The organism is Algiphilus aromaticivorans DG1253 (assembly GCF_000733765.1).
Classification (GTDB): domain Bacteria; phylum Pseudomonadota; class Gammaproteobacteria; order Nevskiales; family Nevskiaceae; genus Algiphilus; species Algiphilus aromaticivorans.
The window spans coordinates 2478543-2495536 of record NZ_JPOG01000001.1 but is presented as its reverse complement, the minus strand read 5'-3'; the positions used below and the strand labels follow the sequence as shown (position 1 = coordinate 2495536).

General features: G+C 66.9%; 13 protein-coding genes. 7 read left to right on the top strand and 6 right to left on the bottom strand.

Annotation, left to right across the window (positions count from 1 at the left end; genetic code table 11):
- Nucleotides 1-41: 41 nt before the first annotated feature.
- From dnaG to U743_RS11625, 5 genes are all read left to right on the top strand, one after another.
- Complete coding sequence (gene dnaG / locus U743_RS11645; RefSeq protein WP_043768503.1) at nt 42-1799, top strand: DNA primase; 1758 nt, start codon at nt 42-44, stop codon at nt 1797-1799.
- A gap of 62 nt (nt 1800-1861) precedes the next feature.
- Complete coding sequence (gene rpoD / locus U743_RS11640; RefSeq protein ID WP_043768501.1) at nt 1862-3730, top strand: RNA polymerase sigma factor RpoD; 1869 nt, start codon at nt 1862-1864, stop codon at nt 3728-3730.
- The gene (locus tag U743_RS11635) at nt 3730-4491 is read left to right on the top strand and encodes a porin family protein (RefSeq protein ID WP_043768500.1); all 762 of its coding nucleotides are present in this window, start codon (nt 3730-3732) and stop codon (nt 4489-4491) included. Before rpoD ends, U743_RS11635 begins: the two co-directional genes overlap by 1 nt.
- Nucleotides 4492-4641: 150 nt before the next feature.
- Nucleotides 4642-6786: a TonB-dependent siderophore receptor gene (locus U743_RS11630; RefSeq protein ID WP_052368008.1), complete on the top strand. Its 2145-nt coding sequence runs from the start codon at nt 4642-4644 to the stop codon at nt 6784-6786.
- A gap of 24 nt (nt 6787-6810) precedes the next feature.
- The gene (locus U743_RS11625) at nt 6811-8925 is read left to right on the top strand and encodes a TonB-dependent receptor (RefSeq protein ID WP_198022015.1); all 2115 of its coding nucleotides are present in this window, start codon (nt 6811-6813) and stop codon (nt 8923-8925) included.
- A gap of 103 nt (nt 8926-9028) precedes the next feature.
- On the opposite strand, the gene U743_RS11620 is transcribed toward U743_RS11625, so the two are convergent.
- Genes U743_RS11620 through U743_RS11600 form a run of 5 tightly spaced genes read right to left on the bottom strand, consistent with a single transcriptional unit; the run spans nt 9029 to nt 11925 of the window.
- A complete protein-coding gene (locus U743_RS11620) occupies nt 9029-9340 on the bottom strand; it encodes a hypothetical protein (RefSeq protein WP_043768499.1) in 312 nt (103 codons plus the stop codon).
- Complete coding sequence (locus U743_RS11615; RefSeq protein ID WP_043768498.1) at nt 9340-10869, bottom strand: PepSY-associated TM helix domain-containing protein; 1530 nt, start codon at nt 10867-10869, stop codon at nt 9340-9342. Before U743_RS11615 ends, U743_RS11620 begins: the two co-directional genes overlap by 1 nt.
- Complete coding sequence (locus U743_RS11610) at nt 10866-11255, bottom strand: hypothetical protein (RefSeq protein ID WP_043768497.1); 390 nt, start codon at nt 11253-11255, stop codon at nt 10866-10868. The genes U743_RS11615 and U743_RS11610 overlap by 4 nt, the downstream gene beginning before the upstream one ends.
- Complete coding sequence (locus U743_RS11605; RefSeq protein WP_043768496.1) at nt 11252-11581, bottom strand: c-type cytochrome; 330 nt, start codon at nt 11579-11581, stop codon at nt 11252-11254. Before U743_RS11605 ends, U743_RS11610 begins: the two co-directional genes overlap by 4 nt.
- Before the next feature lie 20 nt (nt 11582-11601).
- Nucleotides 11602-11925 carry a c-type cytochrome gene (locus U743_RS11600; protein WP_043768495.1) on the bottom strand — a complete coding sequence of 108 codons (324 nt, stop codon included), beginning with the start codon at nt 11923-11925 and terminating at the stop codon, nt 11602-11604.
- A gap of 128 nt (nt 11926-12053) precedes the next feature.
- On the opposite strand from U743_RS11600, the gene U743_RS11595 reads away from it, so the two are divergent.
- Nucleotides 12054-13598, top strand: coding sequence for a Ppx/GppA phosphatase family protein (locus U743_RS11595; protein ID WP_084191778.1), 1545 nt, complete (start codon nt 12054-12056; stop codon nt 13596-13598).
- 362 nt (nt 13599-13960) lie between these two features.
- Here the strand turns inward: U743_RS11595 and U743_RS11590 are convergent, their stop codons facing one another.
- Nucleotides 13961-15160 carry an IS256 family transposase gene (locus U743_RS11590; protein ID WP_043764746.1) on the bottom strand — a complete coding sequence of 400 codons (1200 nt, stop codon included), beginning with the start codon at nt 15158-15160 and terminating at the stop codon, nt 13961-13963.
- On the opposite strand from U743_RS11590, the gene U743_RS11585 reads away from it, so the two are divergent.
- Nucleotides 15071-16987 carry a DUF1302 domain-containing protein gene (locus U743_RS11585; protein ID WP_332248730.1) on the top strand — a complete coding sequence of 639 codons (1917 nt, stop codon included), beginning with the start codon at nt 15071-15073 and terminating at the stop codon, nt 16985-16987. The two genes, U743_RS11590 and U743_RS11585, sit on opposite strands and share 90 nt — an antisense overlap.
- The last annotated feature ends 7 nt before the right edge of the window (nt 16988-16994 follow it).

Genomic DNA, 16994 nt, shown 5'->3' with positions numbered 1-16994 from the left:
AGGTGGGCAAGTCCCTTCCGGCAGCAGCACCCGAGCATGGCGTGAAAGGGCGAATTCCCGAATCCTTCATCAACGATCTGCTGGCGCGCGTCGATATCGTCGACGTCGTCACGCCGCGCGTCGATTTGAAGCGTGCCGGTCGGGAGTGGCGCGGCCTGTCGCCCTTCACCAACGAGAAGACGCCGAGCTTCTACGTCAGCCCCGCGAAGCAGATGTACTTCGACTTCAGCTCGGGGCAGAACGGCAACGCCATCGGTTTCCTGATGGCCTACGAGCGCCTCGATTTCGTCGAGGCCGTCGAGGAGCTGGCCAGTCAGCTCGGACTGGAGGTGCCGCGCGAGGGTGGCCGCGGCGGGCCTTCGCGCAAGGCGCTGGAGGGACCGCTAGAGGCGCTGTCGGCTGCGCAGCGCCACTTCGAGGCGCAGCTGCGGCGCTCGCAGCCGGCGATCGACTATCTCAAGCAGCGCGGCGTCGATGGCGGCACCGCACAGGCCTTCGGCATCGGCTTTGCGCCCGATGCCTGGGACAGCCTCGCCAAGCAGTTCCGCGACCCTGCGCCCGCCCTGGAGGCGGGCCTGCTGATCGCGCGCGAGGACGACCCCAAGCGCGGCTGTTACGACCGCTTCCGCAACCGGCTGATGTTCCCGATCCGCGACACACGCGGCCGCGTTATCGCCTTCGGCGGGCGCACGATGGGCGACGATCAGGCCAAGTACCTGAACAGCCCGGAGACCGAGCTCTTCCACAAAGGGCGGCAGCTCTACGGCCTCTACGAAGTGCGCCAGGCCGAGCCGCATCCGGAGCAGCTCTTCGTCGTCGAGGGCTACATGGATGTCGTCGGGCTGGCGCGCCACGGCATCCGCACGGCGGTGGCGACGCTGGGTACGGCCACCACGGCCGACCATCTGCATCTGCTCTTCCGCACGACGCGCCGCGTCGTCTTTTGCTTCGATGGCGATGCGGCCGGCGGGCGTGCGGCCTGGAAGGCGCTAGAGCAGGCGCTGCCCACGCTCGGGCCGGGGCGCGAGGTGCGCTTCATGTTCCTGCCGCAAGGTCACGACCCGGACACGCTGGTGGCCGAGGGCGGCCCCGAGGCCTGGGAGCACGCGCTGGCGGAGGCGCAGCCACTGAGCCGCTTCCTGCTCGACAGCCTGGCGGCCGACTGCGATCTGACGACGCCGGACGGTCGCGCGCAGCTGGTGTCGCTGGCCGCGCCCTATGTGACGCGCATCGAGGACAGCGCCACGCGCAGCGCCATCGTCGACGCGCTGGTGCCGCGCAGCCGGCTGAGCCGCCAGGACATCGAGCTGGCGCTGCGCGGCGGTGGTCGCCCGCGCGCCGAGCCGGCGCCGCAAGCCGGGGCGCCGAAGCGGCAGAAGCCGGTCGGCCGCGCGCTACAGCTGTTGCTGGAGCAGCCCGAGCTGGCGCAGGGCGTGGGGGACCTCGAAGAACTGGCGCAGTCGCAGCAGCCGGGCATCGACTTGCTGGTGGCCGTGCTGGACCACTTCATTGAGCATCCCGACAGCACGGCGGCGGGACTCATCCGCGGTTGGCCGGACGCCGAGCAGGCGCACTGGCTCGAGCGGCTGGCGCAGCCGCAGGCCATGGCGCCAGCCGACCCGGCGAGCGAGCTGGCCGAAATTCTGGCGCGCCTGCGCGATCGCGGTCGCCGCTTGCGCGTGCAGACGCTGCTCGAGGCTGCGCGCCATCGCGACCTCAGCGCTGGCGAAACGGCCGAGCTGCGCGCTCTGACCAGTGCCCGGGCGCAGGATCAACCGCGACCCGCCGGGGGGGCTTGAAAGTTTCGGGCCGGCGCCCTGATATACTGATTGATTCCCGTTGGTCGAATGCGCGTGTCTGCATGAATCTTGAAAAGCAGTCCCAGATGAAACTGCTGATTGCCCGCGGCAAGGAGAAGGGTTACCTGACCTATGCCGAAGTCGCGGATCACCTGCCCGAAGTCGTGGACTCGGAGCAGATCGATGATGTGATCAGCATGATCCAGAACATGGGGATCACCGTCCACGAGGAAACTCCGGACGAGGACACCCTGCTGCTGTCGAGCACCACCGGCTCCGACAGCGAAGAGGACGACGAGGCGGTGGAGGAAGCTGCCGCCGCGCTCGCCGCGCTGGACGATCAGTTCGGACGCACGACCGACCCGGTGCGGATGTACATGCGCGAGATGGGCAGCGTCGAGCTGCTCGATCGCGAGGGCGAGATCCGCATCGCCAAGCGCATCGAGGAAGGCCTCAACGAGGCGATGCGCGCGGTAGCACTGCTGCCCGAGTCCGTGGCGATCATGCTCGAGGCCTGGTCCGCGCACCAGGAGGGCAAGCGCCGCCTGGCCGAGATCGTCGCCGGCTTTATCGACCCCGAGACGGGTTATCCGGAAGGCCAGGGCCCCGACGCCGAGCCCGAGGACGCGGGGGAAGCCGTCGCCGTCGAGGCGGTCGAGGAAGTCACCGCGGACGACGCCGAGGAAGACGACAAGCCGGGGCCGACGGGGCCCGATCCCGTCATCTGCGCCGAGCGCTTCGCCGAGCTTCAGCGCCTCTACGACGCCGCCTGGGATGCGCTGGAGAAGCGCGGCGCCGGCGACAAGAAGACCGAAGAGGCCCGCGAGGCGCTGGCCTATCACGTCATGCGTTTCAAGCTGTCGCCCAAGCTGCACGCCGAGATCATGGGCAATCTCGGCCAGCGCATCGAGCAGGTGCGCAGCCTCGAGAGGGGGATGCTGCGCATCTGCGTCAACGATGCCGGCATGTCGCGCGACGACTTTCGCCAGAAGTTCCTCGACGCCGAGACCGACCCGGCCTTCATCGAGAAGCTGGTGCGTGCCAAGCGCAACTATTCGCGCGAGATCACAAGCCGCCGCGATGAACTCGAAGCCCTGCAGGGCGAGCTGCGCCAGATCGAGGCCGACAATCTCATCACCATCGCCGAGATCAAGGACATCAACCGGCGCGTGGTCATGGGCGATGCCAAGGCCAAGCGCGCCAAGAAGGAGATGGTGGAGGCCAACCTCCGCCTCGTCATCTCCATTGCCAAGAAGTACACCAACCGCGGCCTGCAGTTCCTGGACCTGATCCAGGAGGGCAACATCGGTCTGATGAAGGCGGTGGACAAGTTCGAGTTCCGCCGCGGCTTCAAGTTTTCGACCTACGCCACCTGGTGGATTCGCCAGGCCATCACCCGCTCCATCGCCGATCAGGCGCGCACCATCCGCATCCCGGTGCACATGATCGAGACGATCAACAAGCTAAACCGCATCTCGCGGCAGATGCTGCAGGAATACGGCCGCGAGCCGACCCCGGAAGAGCTGGCCGAGCGCATGGAGATGCCCGAGGACAAGGTGCGCAAGGTCATGAAGATCGCCAAGGAGCCGATCTCCATGGAGACGCCCATCGGTGACGACGAAGACTCGCATCTGGGCGATTTCATCGAGGATGTGGCGGCCATCTCGCCGGTGGATTCCACCACGGGCGAATCGCTGCGCGAAGCGACCTACGGCATCCTCTCCAGCCTGACGCCGCGCGAGGCCAAGGTGCTGCGCATGCGCTTCGGCATCGACATGAATACCGACCACACGCTGGAGGAAGTCGGCAAGCAGTTCGACGTCACGCGCGAGCGCATCCGCCAGATCGAGGCCAAGGCGCTGCGCAAGCTGCGTCATCCGACGCGCGCCAACTACCTGCGCAGCTTTCTCGACGAGTCCGGCGGCAGCTGATGCTCGCCCGCGTTGCAGCCGGCGCGCTCCTGCTGGGTGGGAGCGTCGTCGGCGCGCAGGCGGCGCCGGAGGCTACCGAGCCGCGCTACAGCCTCGGTGTCGCGCTCTGGGATACCGAGATCAGCGGGGTGGTGAGCGACAACGAGCGTCTCGATCTCGAGGACGACCTCGCGCTGAAGAGCGACAACGATCTCGTTTTCGACGGTGCGCTGCGCTGGGGACGCTTCGAGCTGCTGGGCGAGCATGCCCGCCTGCGTGCCGACGGCCGCAACACCCTGAACCGCGACATCACCCTCGGTGGCCTGGTCCTGATTCCCCGGGAAGAGACCGTCACCTCCAGCGCCACCGTCGACGACAGTTTGCTGGCGTTGCGCTGGCGCATCGGCGGTGCTGGCTTCAGCGTCAGCCCCGGCGTCACCGCGCGCCATCTCGACGCGCGGGTACGCCTGCGCGAGGGCGAGGGTAGCGCGGCGACGCGCGACGTCGAGTCGGTGACGGAATTCTTCCCCATGGCGCATCTGGGTGTCGCCAGCGAGTTCGGCGCCGTGCGGTTGAGCGCGCACGGCAACTATGTCGAGTACGACGGTGACCGCGTCTTCGATGTCACCGCTATGGCCTGGTTGCAGCCGCAGCTTATTGCGCCTCTGCGCATCGGCCTTGGCTGGCAGCTGCGCGACTATCGTATCGCCCACGACGACGGCGAAGACGATGCCGATGTCCGTCTCTCCGGCGCGCAGCTCCGCATGGGCTTGCGCTGGTAGACCCCCGAGTGTGAGGATGCGCAAAAGCACTAAATAATACGAATCGTTATCATTGCCCCCTCTATCACGGTTCAGGGGTGAACGATGCGATTCCAGACAAGAGGCGCGCTGGCCGCGCGATGCCGGTATTTGGCGTGGGCAGCGCTCCTTTTGGGGGCTTCCGGGGCGGTCGTCGCGGCGGATGGTGGCGATAGCGACGCCGTCAGCGAGCTGAGCCCGATCGATGTGGTCGGCTCGGCCGAGCGCGCCGACGGTCCGGTCGAGGGCTATCTGGCCGGGCGCAGCGATACCGGTACCAAGACCGGCGCGCCGATCATCGAGACCCCGCAGTCGCTGTCGGTCGTGACCCGCGAGCAGCTGGAGGACCGCGGTGCCATCGATCTGGTCGAGGGCGTGGCCTATACACCGGGCATCTCCATACAGAACCGCGCTTCGCAGTCGGTGATCGACTCCTTCTCGATCCGCCTGCGCGGCTTCTCGGCGCAGGACGCCACTTTCCGCGACGGCACGCAGCTGCAGGCCGGCCTGGCCTACGACGCGCCGCTGGAGATCTACGGCGTGGAGCGCATCGAGGTGCTGCGCGGGCCGGCATCGGTGCTCTACGGCCAGGGCCAGCCGGGCGGCTTGATCAATCTGGTGACCAAGAAGCCCACCGACGAGCCGCTGCACGAGTTCGGAATGCAGCTCGGCAGCGACAACCATCGCCGCGTCTTCGCCGACGTTTCGGATGCGCTCGACGACGAGGGCGACTGGCGCTACCGGCTGACCGGCATGTGGCAGGAAGCCGATTCGCACATCGACTTCGTCAACGACGACCGCATCTATCTGGCGCCGTCGCTGCGCTGGCAGCCCAGCGAGGCCACGCGCTGGACGCTGCTGGCGCGCTACCAAGTCAACGAGACGCGCTATCCCTGGAGCGCGTTCCCGCGCGCCGGCACCAAGGAGCCGGGGCCGAACGGCCGGATTCCCGACAACCGCTATATCGGCGAGCCCGGCTTCGACCGCTACGACGCCACGACGGTCGGCTTCGGCAGCATCCTTGAGCAGCAGCTCACTGACTGGCTGGCCTTCGAGCAGAACCTGCGCTATCGGCGCGTGCGCTACGACGTGCTCGACGTCTTCCGCAACTACTTCGGGCCCTACATCGACGACGAGCTGCGCACGCTGCTGAACCGCGGCATACGCGCGCGCTTCGACGACGGCGAGACCATCACCGCGGACAACCGCCTGGTCGCGCGTGTCGACCACGGCTCCTTCGAGCACACGCTGCTCGCCGGCGTCGACTACAAGAGGCTGAAGCTAAACAGCCGCGACAGCGGCTTCCTGACCATCGAAGGGCCGGCGGCGGAGCTGGACCTCTTTGACCCGGTCTACGGGCGCGATTTCACGCCGCCCCAGCCGGAGGACTTCACGACGACGCGTACCGAAGCCGACCAGATCGGCCTCTACCTGCAGGAACACGTCCGCATCGCCGACCGGCTGGTGTTGAATCTGGGTGGCCGCTACGACAGCGTCAGCGAACGCAGCAGCGATGCCGCCGAGGAAGACCAGAGCGAGCTGAGCCTGCGCGCCGGCGCGGTCTATCTCTTCGACGGCGGCTGGGCGCCCTACGTCAGCTACAGCGAGTCCTTCGCGCCCGAATACGGCCGCAATCCGGTCAGCGGCGCCGACTACGATCCCATCCGCGGCGAGCAGATCGAGGCCGGACTGCGCTGGCGGCCGCCGGGCGTCGGATTGGCTGTGACCGCTGCGGCCTTCGACATCCTGCGCAGCAACGAGCTGGAACAGAATCCGGACAACCCGGGCAATCCCCAGGATCAGGTGCAGGTCGGCGAAACAAGATCGCGCGGTGCCGAGCTCGAGGTACTGGCTGATCTGGCGACGGGTCTGCAGCTCACCGGGGGCTACACCTGGCAGCAGGTCGAAGTGGAGGAAGCCGGCGCCAGCGGAACCACCGAGGGCAAGCGGCTGACCGATCGTCCCGAGCATCTGGCGAGCCTGTGGCTCGACTACAGCGTGGTCGGCGGTGCCCTGGACGGCCTGGGGCTCGGCGCTGGCGTGCGCTACACCGGCACGAGCTTTGCCGACACCGCCAACACCTTCAAGTATCCCGTGGCAACGCTGGTCGACGCCGCCGTGCGTTACCAGCTCAACCCGCAGATCGGCCTGCAGCTCAGCGTGACGAATCTGCTGGACGAGCAGCCCGTCTACTGCGGCGGCCAGCAGCCCACGGCCACCTGCGACTACGGCGTGCCACGCGAGCTGCTCGGCACGCTGACCTATCGCTGGCAGTAATCCATGATCGAAGCGAGCGTATTCATGAAGGCGACATCCCGCATGCTGGTGGCCGGACTGTCTCTGGCCGCAGTGCTTCCCGCCTCCGCGCAGAACGAGGCCGGCGCGTCCGACAAGGGCGGCGCCGAGGCCGCGACGCTGACCCCGGTCACCGTCACCGCCACGCGCAGCAGCCGCGGCCGGCCGAAGACTGCCATTCCCGGCAGCGTCACCGTCATCGAGCGCGAGGAGCTGATCGCGCAGAGCCGGATCACGGCCGATCTCGGCGAGATCCTCGCCGACACGGTGCCCGGCCTGGGGCCGAGCACGCAGAGCCTGACCAACTTCGGCCAGCAGCTGCGTGGCCGCGATTTCCTCATCCTCATCGATGGCGTGCCGCAGACGACGCCGCTGCGCGCGGTCTCCAAGCAGCTGCGTACGATCTCGCCGGCCAGCATCGAGCGTGTCGAGGTCATTCGGGGCGCGGTGGCGACCTACGGTTTCGGCGCCACCGGCGGCATCATCAACATCGTTACGCGCAGCGGCGAATCGGTGCCGGAGGGACGGCGCCTGAGCACGGGCTTCGGCGCCACCGGCTCGCTGACGCACCCCAGCGACAGCCTGGGCGCCTATCTGCAGCAGGCGATCAGCGGCCGCACCGGCGACACCGACTATCGCTTCAGCCTGCACGCCGAGAGCACCGGTGGTGGTTTCAACGCCGACGGCCGCCGCATCGCGCCGGACGCCTACGGCCAGGGCGGCGGCCGCGACGACAGCACCGAGCTCGACTTCCAGATGCAGCTCGGGCATCAATTCACGGACGATCAGCACCTGCGCCTGAGCCTGAGCCGCTACCGCATCATCCAGGACAGCGAGCTCGTTACCGACGACAACCCGGACGATCCGGCCTTCGGGGTGCCCGGCCCGCCCAAGGGCACCGATCCGGGGATCCGCAACACCTCCGTGAGCCTCGATCACGAGTGGCGGCGCCTGGCCGGCGGCACGCTGAGCACGCAGCTCTACTATCAGGACTACGAGACTCGCTTCAGCTTCTTCGAAGGCTATGCCACAGGCCCGGGGCAGTCCGAGCTGGTCTCCGAGAAGCTCGGCCTGCGGCTGGCCCACGACCGCGGTCTCTGGGGGGACGCCAGCATCGTCTACGGCCTCGATGCGCTGCGCGACGAGACGGCGCAGCCGCTCCTCGACGGCCGCACCAGTGTGCCGCCCATCGAGCAGCTGAGTTACGCGCCCTTCGCGCAGCTCGAGCAGCCGCTGGGCAGCCGTCTTCTGCTGCGTGGCGGCGTGCGTCACGAGCGGGTTTCGCTGGATGTTCCCACCTTCACCAACGAGACGGCGGACCCCGATGTGCGCAGCGAGGTTGCCGGCGGCTCGCTGGACTACGACGAGACGGTCTTCAACATCGGCGCCGTGCTGGACATCGCCGCCGGTCAGGAGGTCTTCGCCGCCTTCAGCCAGGGTTTCTCGGTGGCCGATGTCGGCCGTGTGCTGCGCACGATCAGCGGGTCGGGCAGCGCCGACAGCGTCGCCGCGATCGATCCCGAGGCGCAGGTGGTGGACAACTACGAACTGGGCTGGCGGGGCAGCTTCGCCCGCTTCAGCGCCGAGGCCAGCGTCTTCCTGACCACTTCCGACCTGGGCGCAACCTTCGACGAGCAGCTCAACATCTCGCGGCAGAAGGAGGAGATCTACGGCGTCGAGCTCAGCGGCGACTGGCGGATGCATCCGCAACTGACCCTGGGCGGCAGCCTTTCCCTGCAGGAGGGCGAGGCCGACACCGACGGCGACGGTAGCGTCGATGCCTATCTGCCGGCGACGCGCATCAGCCCGCCCAAGGGCACGCTGCACCTCAAGTGGCAGGCCGCCGATGGCAGCTGGGATGCGCGCCTGCAGGCGACCCGTTTCGCCGACCGCGATCGTTCGCCGTATATCGGCGGTTTCGGCAGTAACGACATCGACGGCTACACGCTGGTCGATGCCGCGACCAGCCTGGCGCTGGGGCCGGGCCGGCTGAGTGTCGGCATCGACAATCTGCTCAACGAGGACTATCTGACCGCCACGGGGCAGGTCTACGGCAGTTTCCAGCAGGGTGTGCCGGGCCGCGGCGCGAGCCTGCGGGTGGGCTACAGCCTCGATTACTAGGAGCGGTGGCGCGCTCCGGCGCGCCGGTCGTCGCGTTCGGGAAGGGCGCCCGCCGAAGAGGTGGCGCCCTTTTTCGTGGGCCTGCGACCCGAGACGGATCGGCTCAGCGCGCCCGCGCCGGTCCGCGGGAGGACGAGCGGGGACGGCGCGCCACGCCCATGCCGCGCAGCACCGCGATGACGATACCGGCCAGCGCCGCGCTGCCGACGGCGTGGATCAGGCCGAAGCCGGGCCCGAGCGCGGTGAGCGCCAGGCCGACGCCGCCGGCCAGCAAGGTGCTGGCAAGGGCTCGCCGCCCGTACTGCTGGCTGGCCGTCAGGGGCGATTTCCGGCGCCTGCGCCGCTCGCCGGCATTGGCATCGGCGAGCACCAGGAGGCCGGCCGCGAGCAGCCCGGAGCTTGCGATGAGCAGCATCAGCCCGAGGCCTGCGCCGCGCGCTGCGCGGTGACGGGCTTGCGCTCCGGCGACAGGGCATGCGCGGCGAGCGCGGCGGCACCACCGAGTGTCAGGAAGACGAGGTCGCTGCCCGCTACCGCCCAGTCGCCGCGCGCCAGCGTTCGCAGCAGGTGATCGCCCGTGCTCGCGGCGTTGAGAATCGGCAGCGCCAGCAGCCCCGCCGCCAGCAGCGCGAGCTGCAGACGCAGGTTGGCCAGGCCGGCGCGCCACCAGGCGGCGGGCAGGCTCGCCGCCCACACGCCGAAGAAGATCAGGATTTCCGTGGTGGCGCGCTCCTGCGCGGCCGGTAGCAGACGGTTGGCGGCGAGCATGGCGACCGTGGCCAGCATCAGGCCCACCGTTGTCGCGCTGCCCGTTGCCTGCACGAGGCGATAGCCGAAGTTGCCGGCGCTGCGCGCACGCTTGTCGAGCCACACCAGGAAGCCGCTGCCGATGACCGCGCAGCTGCCAAGCCCCATGAGGAAGTAGAGCCACAGGATCGGCCAGTGGTCGAACATCGCCAGATGCAGGCCGGAGATGAACTGGTAGGTCGCCATGGCCGGGCCGAGCTTCTGATGATGCATCAGCTCGCCGGTAACGCCATCGAAGGTCAGCTGCTCGTAGTCGTAGCTGATGGATTCGCCGGTGTAACGGTACATCGCCACGTAGGCGTTGGCGTCGCCGGCGTGAAAGACGCCGATGCTGAGCGGCCGCCCGCCGCCCCAGACGCGGTCGGCCTCGGCGATCATCGTGTCGATGGAGGCCATCTCCGCCGGCTCGCCGGCTGGCTCGCGGTCGGGGTGCGGGAAGGCATCGTGGAAGAAGGCTTCGCGATCCGGGTAGACGGCGAAGATGCCCGCCGGCATGTGCACGTGCGCGAAGATCAGCACGCCCGACAGGGTGATGACGGCGAGGAAAGGCAGCAGCATGACGCCGCCGATGTTGTGCAGATCGAGCAGTGCCCGCCCGCGCGAGCGCTCGGGCCGGAAACTGAAGAAGTCGCGGAAGATGCGGCGGTGAATGACGACGCCCGCGATGAGGCCGACGAGGGTGATCATGCCGGTCAGTCCGACGATCCAGTAGCCGACGGCGCTGATTCCGAAATAGTCCAGATGCAGGCCGAAGTGCAGCGGAAAGAAGAAGCCGCTGGCGCCCAGCGTGCCCGGGTCCTGCAACACGTCGCCGCTGGCCGGGTCGATCCAGGTGGTGAGATGCGTGTCGTCGGGGCCGTGGTGCCGCGCGCGGTATACCGGTCGGCGCGCGTCCGGCGGCGCGATGAAGATCGCTTCCTCCGCCGCGCCCGGCTGCGCGAGAACCGTCGCCAGCGCCGCGTCATAGCCGGTGTCGGCCGTGGCGATGGCCCGCGTTCCGGGCATCATCCAGCGGTCGACCTCGTCGTCGAAGACCGACAGCGTGCCCATGAAGAAGATGAGGAAGAGTAGGCCGCCGAAGAGGACACCCGACCAGGTGTGAACCAGGCTGAGGGACTGGCGCAGCGAACGCTTCATGCTGCAGGACCGGTCGTCAGAAGAAGCAGGATGCCACCGACGACGCCGGTCAGCGCCGGCGCCAGCAGTGCCGCGCCCAAGCGTTGCGCACACAGGGTGTAAAGGGCCAGCGCGAGCCACAACAGGAAGCCGGAGAGCATCGGCCAGCCCACCGCCTCGCTGCGCGGAACATCGAGCAGATGCAGCAGCCTCGCGATTGCCGCGACCGCGGCGCTGGCGCCGAGGTAGCCGAGTACAGTCGCACCGAAGCTGCGCAGCAGGGCTTCAGCGATCAAGGGGGCGCGAGCGTGCGTCACGAAGAAACAGTAAGCGGAAGAAGAATGATAGATATTCGCATAAACGGAGCAAAAAAAACGCCCACCGAAGCGGGCGTTCGCAGCGCTCATCGGTCGATGGCGTAGGAAGGTGTGTAGACGACGCTTTCCTGGCGGGAGTAGTAGCGCGCCAGCGCCTCGATCTCGCTATCGCTGAGGTTGGCCGCCTGACCGTTCATGATGGCGTTCTTGCGGCTGCCGTCCCGATACTGCTTGAGGGCGGCCTCGAGATAGTCGGCGTACTGCCCGGCGAGCAGCGGATAGCTCGGCTGGATTGCCTTGTCGCCGCGCTCGCCGTGGCAGGCGGCGCAGGTGCTCACGAGTTGGTCGAGCGGGCGGTTCTCGGCGGTGGCAGTGCTGGCGCCGGCGAGGGCGATGAGAGCGAGGAGGTAGCGCATGGCGTTATCCGGGCGGGTCATCAGCGCTTGGGCGCCTGAGAGAAGAAGGCGGCAATGTCGGCGATGTCCTGATCGGTCATCAGTGCGGCCTGTGCCTTCATGGTCGGGTGCTGCCGGTCGCCCGAGCGATAGGCCTTGAGCGCAGAGACGAGGTACTCCGAGTTCTGGCCGCCGAGCTTCGGCACGCTGTAGGTCGGATAGACATTGTTGTAGCCGGGAATGCCGTGGCAGCCCATGCAGGTGTTTGACAGGTCCGAACCGCGGTCCTGGTCACCGGATGCCATCAGGCCGCTGCTCATGCCGAGGGCGGCAGCGGCGAGAGCGAATGCGCTCAAACCTCTCATGTGCAAAAGACTCCGTTGGGGCGGATGCGCGGGGCAATGCCGGCGCCAAAAAGGGGCGCAATGATCGCTGAAGCGTCCCGGCAGGTCAACACAACTGCGGTATGTCCGGGCTTTGCTATGGTGCCGCCATGGCCGACACCGACCCTGCTCTGCACGCGCCGCGATCCAACGCGTCCGCCCCCGATGCCGCCGAGGAGCTGGCGGCAGTGGATCTAGGCTCGAACAGCTTCCATCTGCTCGTCGCCCGTGTCGGCGAGGAGGGCCTGATGCAGGTGGTAGACCGCCTGCGCGAGCCGGTTCGGCTGGCCGGCGGTCTCGATGCCGATAGCCGCTTGAGCGCCGAGGTGGGCAACCGCGCGCTGGCGTGCCTGGATCGATTCGGCGAGCGCATTCGCCACCTGCCGGCGAATCGGGTGCGTGTTGTGGGCACGAACACGCTGCGCGAGATGCGCTCGGGGGGCGACTTCATCACGCAGGCCGAAGCCCGGCTGGGCCACGAGATCGAGGTCGTATCCGGCGCCGAGGAAGCCCGTCTGGTTTACGAAGGTGTCACGCGTGGACTGGAATCCGAGCTGCCACGGCGGCTGGTGGTCGACATCGGCGGCGGTAGCACGGAGCTCGTGATCGGCGATCCCGGTGGGCCGCGATTGATGGAGAGCGTGTCGCTGGGGTGCGTCGTGCATACGCAGCGCTTCTTCGCCGACGGGCAGATCACGCGCAAGCGCTTCCGCGCGGCGCGGCTGGCCGCGCAGCTCGAGCTGGAATATATGGAGCGAAGCTATCGCGATGCTGGCTGGGATATCGCCATCGGCTCCTCGGGCACGGTACGCGGCATCTGGCGCGTGCTGATGGCGCGCGGCTGGTGCGATGACGTCATTACCCGCGACGGGCTGGAGCGGCTTGTCGAGCTGGTGATCGACACCGGCAGTATCGATGCGATTCGCTTCGAGGGCCTGCGCGACGATCGCCGCCCGGTATTTCCGGGCGGGCTTGCCGCGCTGGTCGGCATCTTCGATAGTCTGGGCATCGCGGCGATGCGCACCTCGGAGCGCGCGCTGCGCGAGGGGCTGGTCTACGATCTATGCGAGCGCAACGGTGGGGATGCCATCCGCAGCGAGAGCGTGCTCGCCACAGCGCGCCGTTACGGCGTCGATGAGGCACACGCCCGCGACGTGGCCGACACGGCGCGGCACGGGCTGCGGCAGGTGGCGGCAAGCTGGGGCCTGGAAGCGCGCCAGCACGAGCGGCTGCTGGAGTGGGCGGCGCTGTTGCACGAGGCCGGCCTGTCGATCTCGCACTCCGGCTACCACAAGCACAGCGAGTACATCCTGCGCAACAGCGACATTCAAGGCTTCTCGCAGACCGAGCAGACGCTGGTAGCGGTGCTCGTTCGCCTTCACCGCGGCAAGCTGGCGAAAAGCGCCTTTGAGCGGGTGCCACCGGGATGGATAGTGGCGGTGCGCCGCCTCGCTCTGCTGCTGCGTCTGGCCTATCTGCTCAATCGATCGCGCAAGCCGGGCGTGGTCCCCGACTTCGTTCTGGAGGCGACCGGGGATTCCCTGCGCTTGCGGATGCCGACCGGCTGGCTGGAAGGTAACCCCCTGACTCGCGCGGACCTTGAGCGTGAAGCCGGTCAGCTGAAAGCCGCCGGCTATCGGCTCAGCTTCGAGTAGACGCCGACCAGGACCCACCACCGCGGGGAATGCATCACGGCCCGGCAATAAAGGTATTTTCGGTGGGGTTCCCACCCTCTTTGCTTTGCAGTATGTTGGTTGTAAGTCGCCCGCCGAGGCGACTGTAGATAACTACCTATTGCCATAACGAGGAGACACGCCGTGGCTAGATCTATCCACCAGCTTCGCTGGTTGGTGTTGCTGGGGGCTGTGAGCAGCTTCCAGGCACATTCCCTTAGTTACGACTTCGGCCCCATCAGCGGAAATTTCAACACGCAGCTCTCGCTGGGTGGGTCGTGTCCCTAGCCGTGGTGTAGCTCCTTGGGTATGACGGTGGCTACCGGTTCGGCTGGCTGCGTTGCTTAGGCTGCCACAGCCGGCAGTTGCATGGCGGGTGGATGGATGACCTCGGTGATGGTTTCCCGGGTCATGTAGCGGGCACGTTGCACGGCCCACTCGTCGTTCTGTTCCAGGAGGATGGCGCCGACGAGGCGCCGGATTGCCGCTTCGTTGGGGAAGATGCCGACAACCTCGGTGCGTCGCTTGATCTCGCCGTTGAGACGTTCCAGCGGGTTGGTGCTGTGCAGCTTCACGCGGTGGGCGGCGGGGAAGTCCATGTAGGCCAGTACGTCGGTTTCGGCGTCGTCCATGAGCGTGGCGAGCTTGGGCACGCTGCTGCGGAGTTGGTCGGCGACGTGGCGCCACTGCTGGCGCGCTGCCTCGGCGTCATTCTGGGCGAAGGCGGTGGCGATGAAGGCGGAGACCACGCGCCGGCCACTCTTGCCGGCATGTGCCAGAGCGTTGCGCATGAAATGGACACGGCAGCGCTGCCAGGTGGCGGTGAAGACCTTGGAGACAGCCGCCTTGATGCCTTCGTGGCTATCGGAGATCACCAGCTTGACGCCCCGCAGTCCTCGCCGCGCGAGCTTGCGCAGAAAGTCCTTCCAGAAGGTCTCGGCCTCCGACGGGCCGATATCCATGCCAAGCACCTCGCGGCGGCCATCGTCGTTGACGCCGACCGCGACAATCACCGCCACCGAGATGATCCGGCCGGCTTGTCGGACTTTGACGTAGGTGGCATCGATCCACAGGTAGGGCCAGTCCCCCTCGATCGGTCGCTCCAGAAACGCGTGGACGCGCTCGTCGATCTCCTCGCACAGCCGCGAGACCTGGCTCTTCGAGACGCCGGTGCCGCCCATGGCCTGCACCAGATCATCGACCGAGCGGGTCGAGATCCCCTGGATGTAGGCCTCCTGAATCACCGCCGTCAGTGCCTTCTCCGACATCCGTCGGGGCTCCAGAAAGCCCGGGAAGTAGCTGCCCTTGCGCAGCTTGGGAATGCGCAGCTCCACGGTCCCGGCCCGCGTCTGCCAGTCACGCTCGCGGTAGCCATTGCGCTGCACCAGACGCTCGGCGCTCTTCTCGCCGTAACCCGCACCCGTGCGGGCGCCAATCTCCAGCTCCATCAGGCGCTGACTGGCAAAACCAATCATCTCACGCAGCAAATCAGCGTCCGGGCTCTTCTCCAGCAGCGCTCGCAGGTTCATCATCTCATCGGTCATCGGTGGTTCCTCGGTGAAGGTTGGTCGTCGCAATCCAAACCTAAACCAGTTGCCACCGGTGACACCCAATCACTTACACCACGTCGTGGGACACGACCGCTGGGTGCGACGATGCGGACCGAGGATCCCGATCCGGCGAATTACGGGATCGCCAATTTCGATAGCGACGGTGAGCGCGGTCAGTCGCGATCGGTCAATGGCGACAACGGCAACCTCAACTACGAAGCGGGAGAATTCACTTCGGTGGTGGCCGCGTCCTCACACGAATTCCTTGCGCAGTGGGAGAATTTTTCCTTCTTCACGCGCTTCCGTTTCGACTACGACTTCAAGAACCGCGGTAGCTCCAGCCGTTTGGGCCCGCAGGGCGAATCGCGCGACGGTCGCTCCAATGATCTGCTCGACCTCTTCGTCCAAGGGCGCTTCCGCGTATTCAATCGCAGCCTGCGGATTCGTCTTGGCCGTCAGGTCGTGAGCTGGGGCGAGTCGACCTTCATCCAGAACGGTATCAACGTCATCAACGCCATTGACGTGGCGAATTTCCGCACGCCGGGCGCACGCCTGCGCGATGCGCTGATTCCCTCGCCCATGGCGCACATCAGCTACACGCTGACGCGCAATCTGAGCATGGAGGCGCTCTACATCACCAGCTTCGACGAGGTCGAGATCGACCCCAAAGGGGCTTACTTCTCGACCAGTGACATCGCTTCGCTTGACGGCGACAAGGCTTTTCTCGGCTTCGGGCGCCGCGCTGACGACACCCGGGGCCCTATTCCACTCGGTGGTCCGGAAGCCCAACTATGGGTGGATCGTTCTTGGGTCAGCAAGCCGGATGGTGATGAGCAGTACGGCGTTGCTTTCCGGTATTTCGCGCAGTGGTTGAACAACACCGAGTTCGGTCTTTACTACCTCAACTACGACAGCCGTCTGCCTCTGATCTCTGCGGTCAAGGGGGCTCCCGTCGGTTACGCGGATGCCTCCGGCACGCGTCAGCCGACCGGGGCGGAGCTCGCAAGCTACTTCGTTGAGTACCCGGAGAACATCGATCTCTTCGGCCTCAGCTTCAACACCCTCGGGCCGATGGGTATCGCGCTGCAGGGGGAATACTCGTATCGGCCCAACGTGCCGCTGCAGCTGTCGGCGGTCGAGGTGCTTCTCCAGTCACTCGATCTTCGCGGGGTCGGTTTCCCGAGCCCGAACGTGCCCAACAACATCACGGATCAGCGCGGCCCGGCCAATAACGGGGACGTGGTTCGCGGTTGGGAACGGGTTGATCAGCACCAGTTCCAGATGACTGCCACCCAGACCTTCGGCCCGCGCTTCGGGGCGAGTCAGTTCGTGATGCTCGGTGAGGCCGGTGTCACCTATCTGGACTTGCCCGATGGCTACCTGTTCAACGGGCCGGGCGTTGCTTTGCCGGCGCAGCAAGCGTCAGCAAGCGCGCTGTCTGGCGGGTCCACTCAGCCAGGTGGCTATGTCACGAGCACTTCCTGGGGCTATCGAATCCTGGGACGTCTGGACTACGACAACCTCATCGGCTCGGCCACGGTGTCTCCGCGCTTGGTATTCGCTCATGACGTCAACGGCGTCGGGCCGAGCTTCACCGAGGATCAGTACGCCGTCATCGTCGGTGCCAACGTCAACTATCTGCAGGACTGGACCTTCGATATCAGCTATACGAATTTCTTCGGAGGGGAGATTTTCCGAGGGGAAGACGACCCGAATGCCCCGGGCTCAGCGTTCCCTGGCCAGCCACAGGCGTTCTCGACCCACGCCAACGCGAACGTGGACCGTGACTTCGTCTCGGCGAGCATCACCTACTCCTTCTAGAAATTCC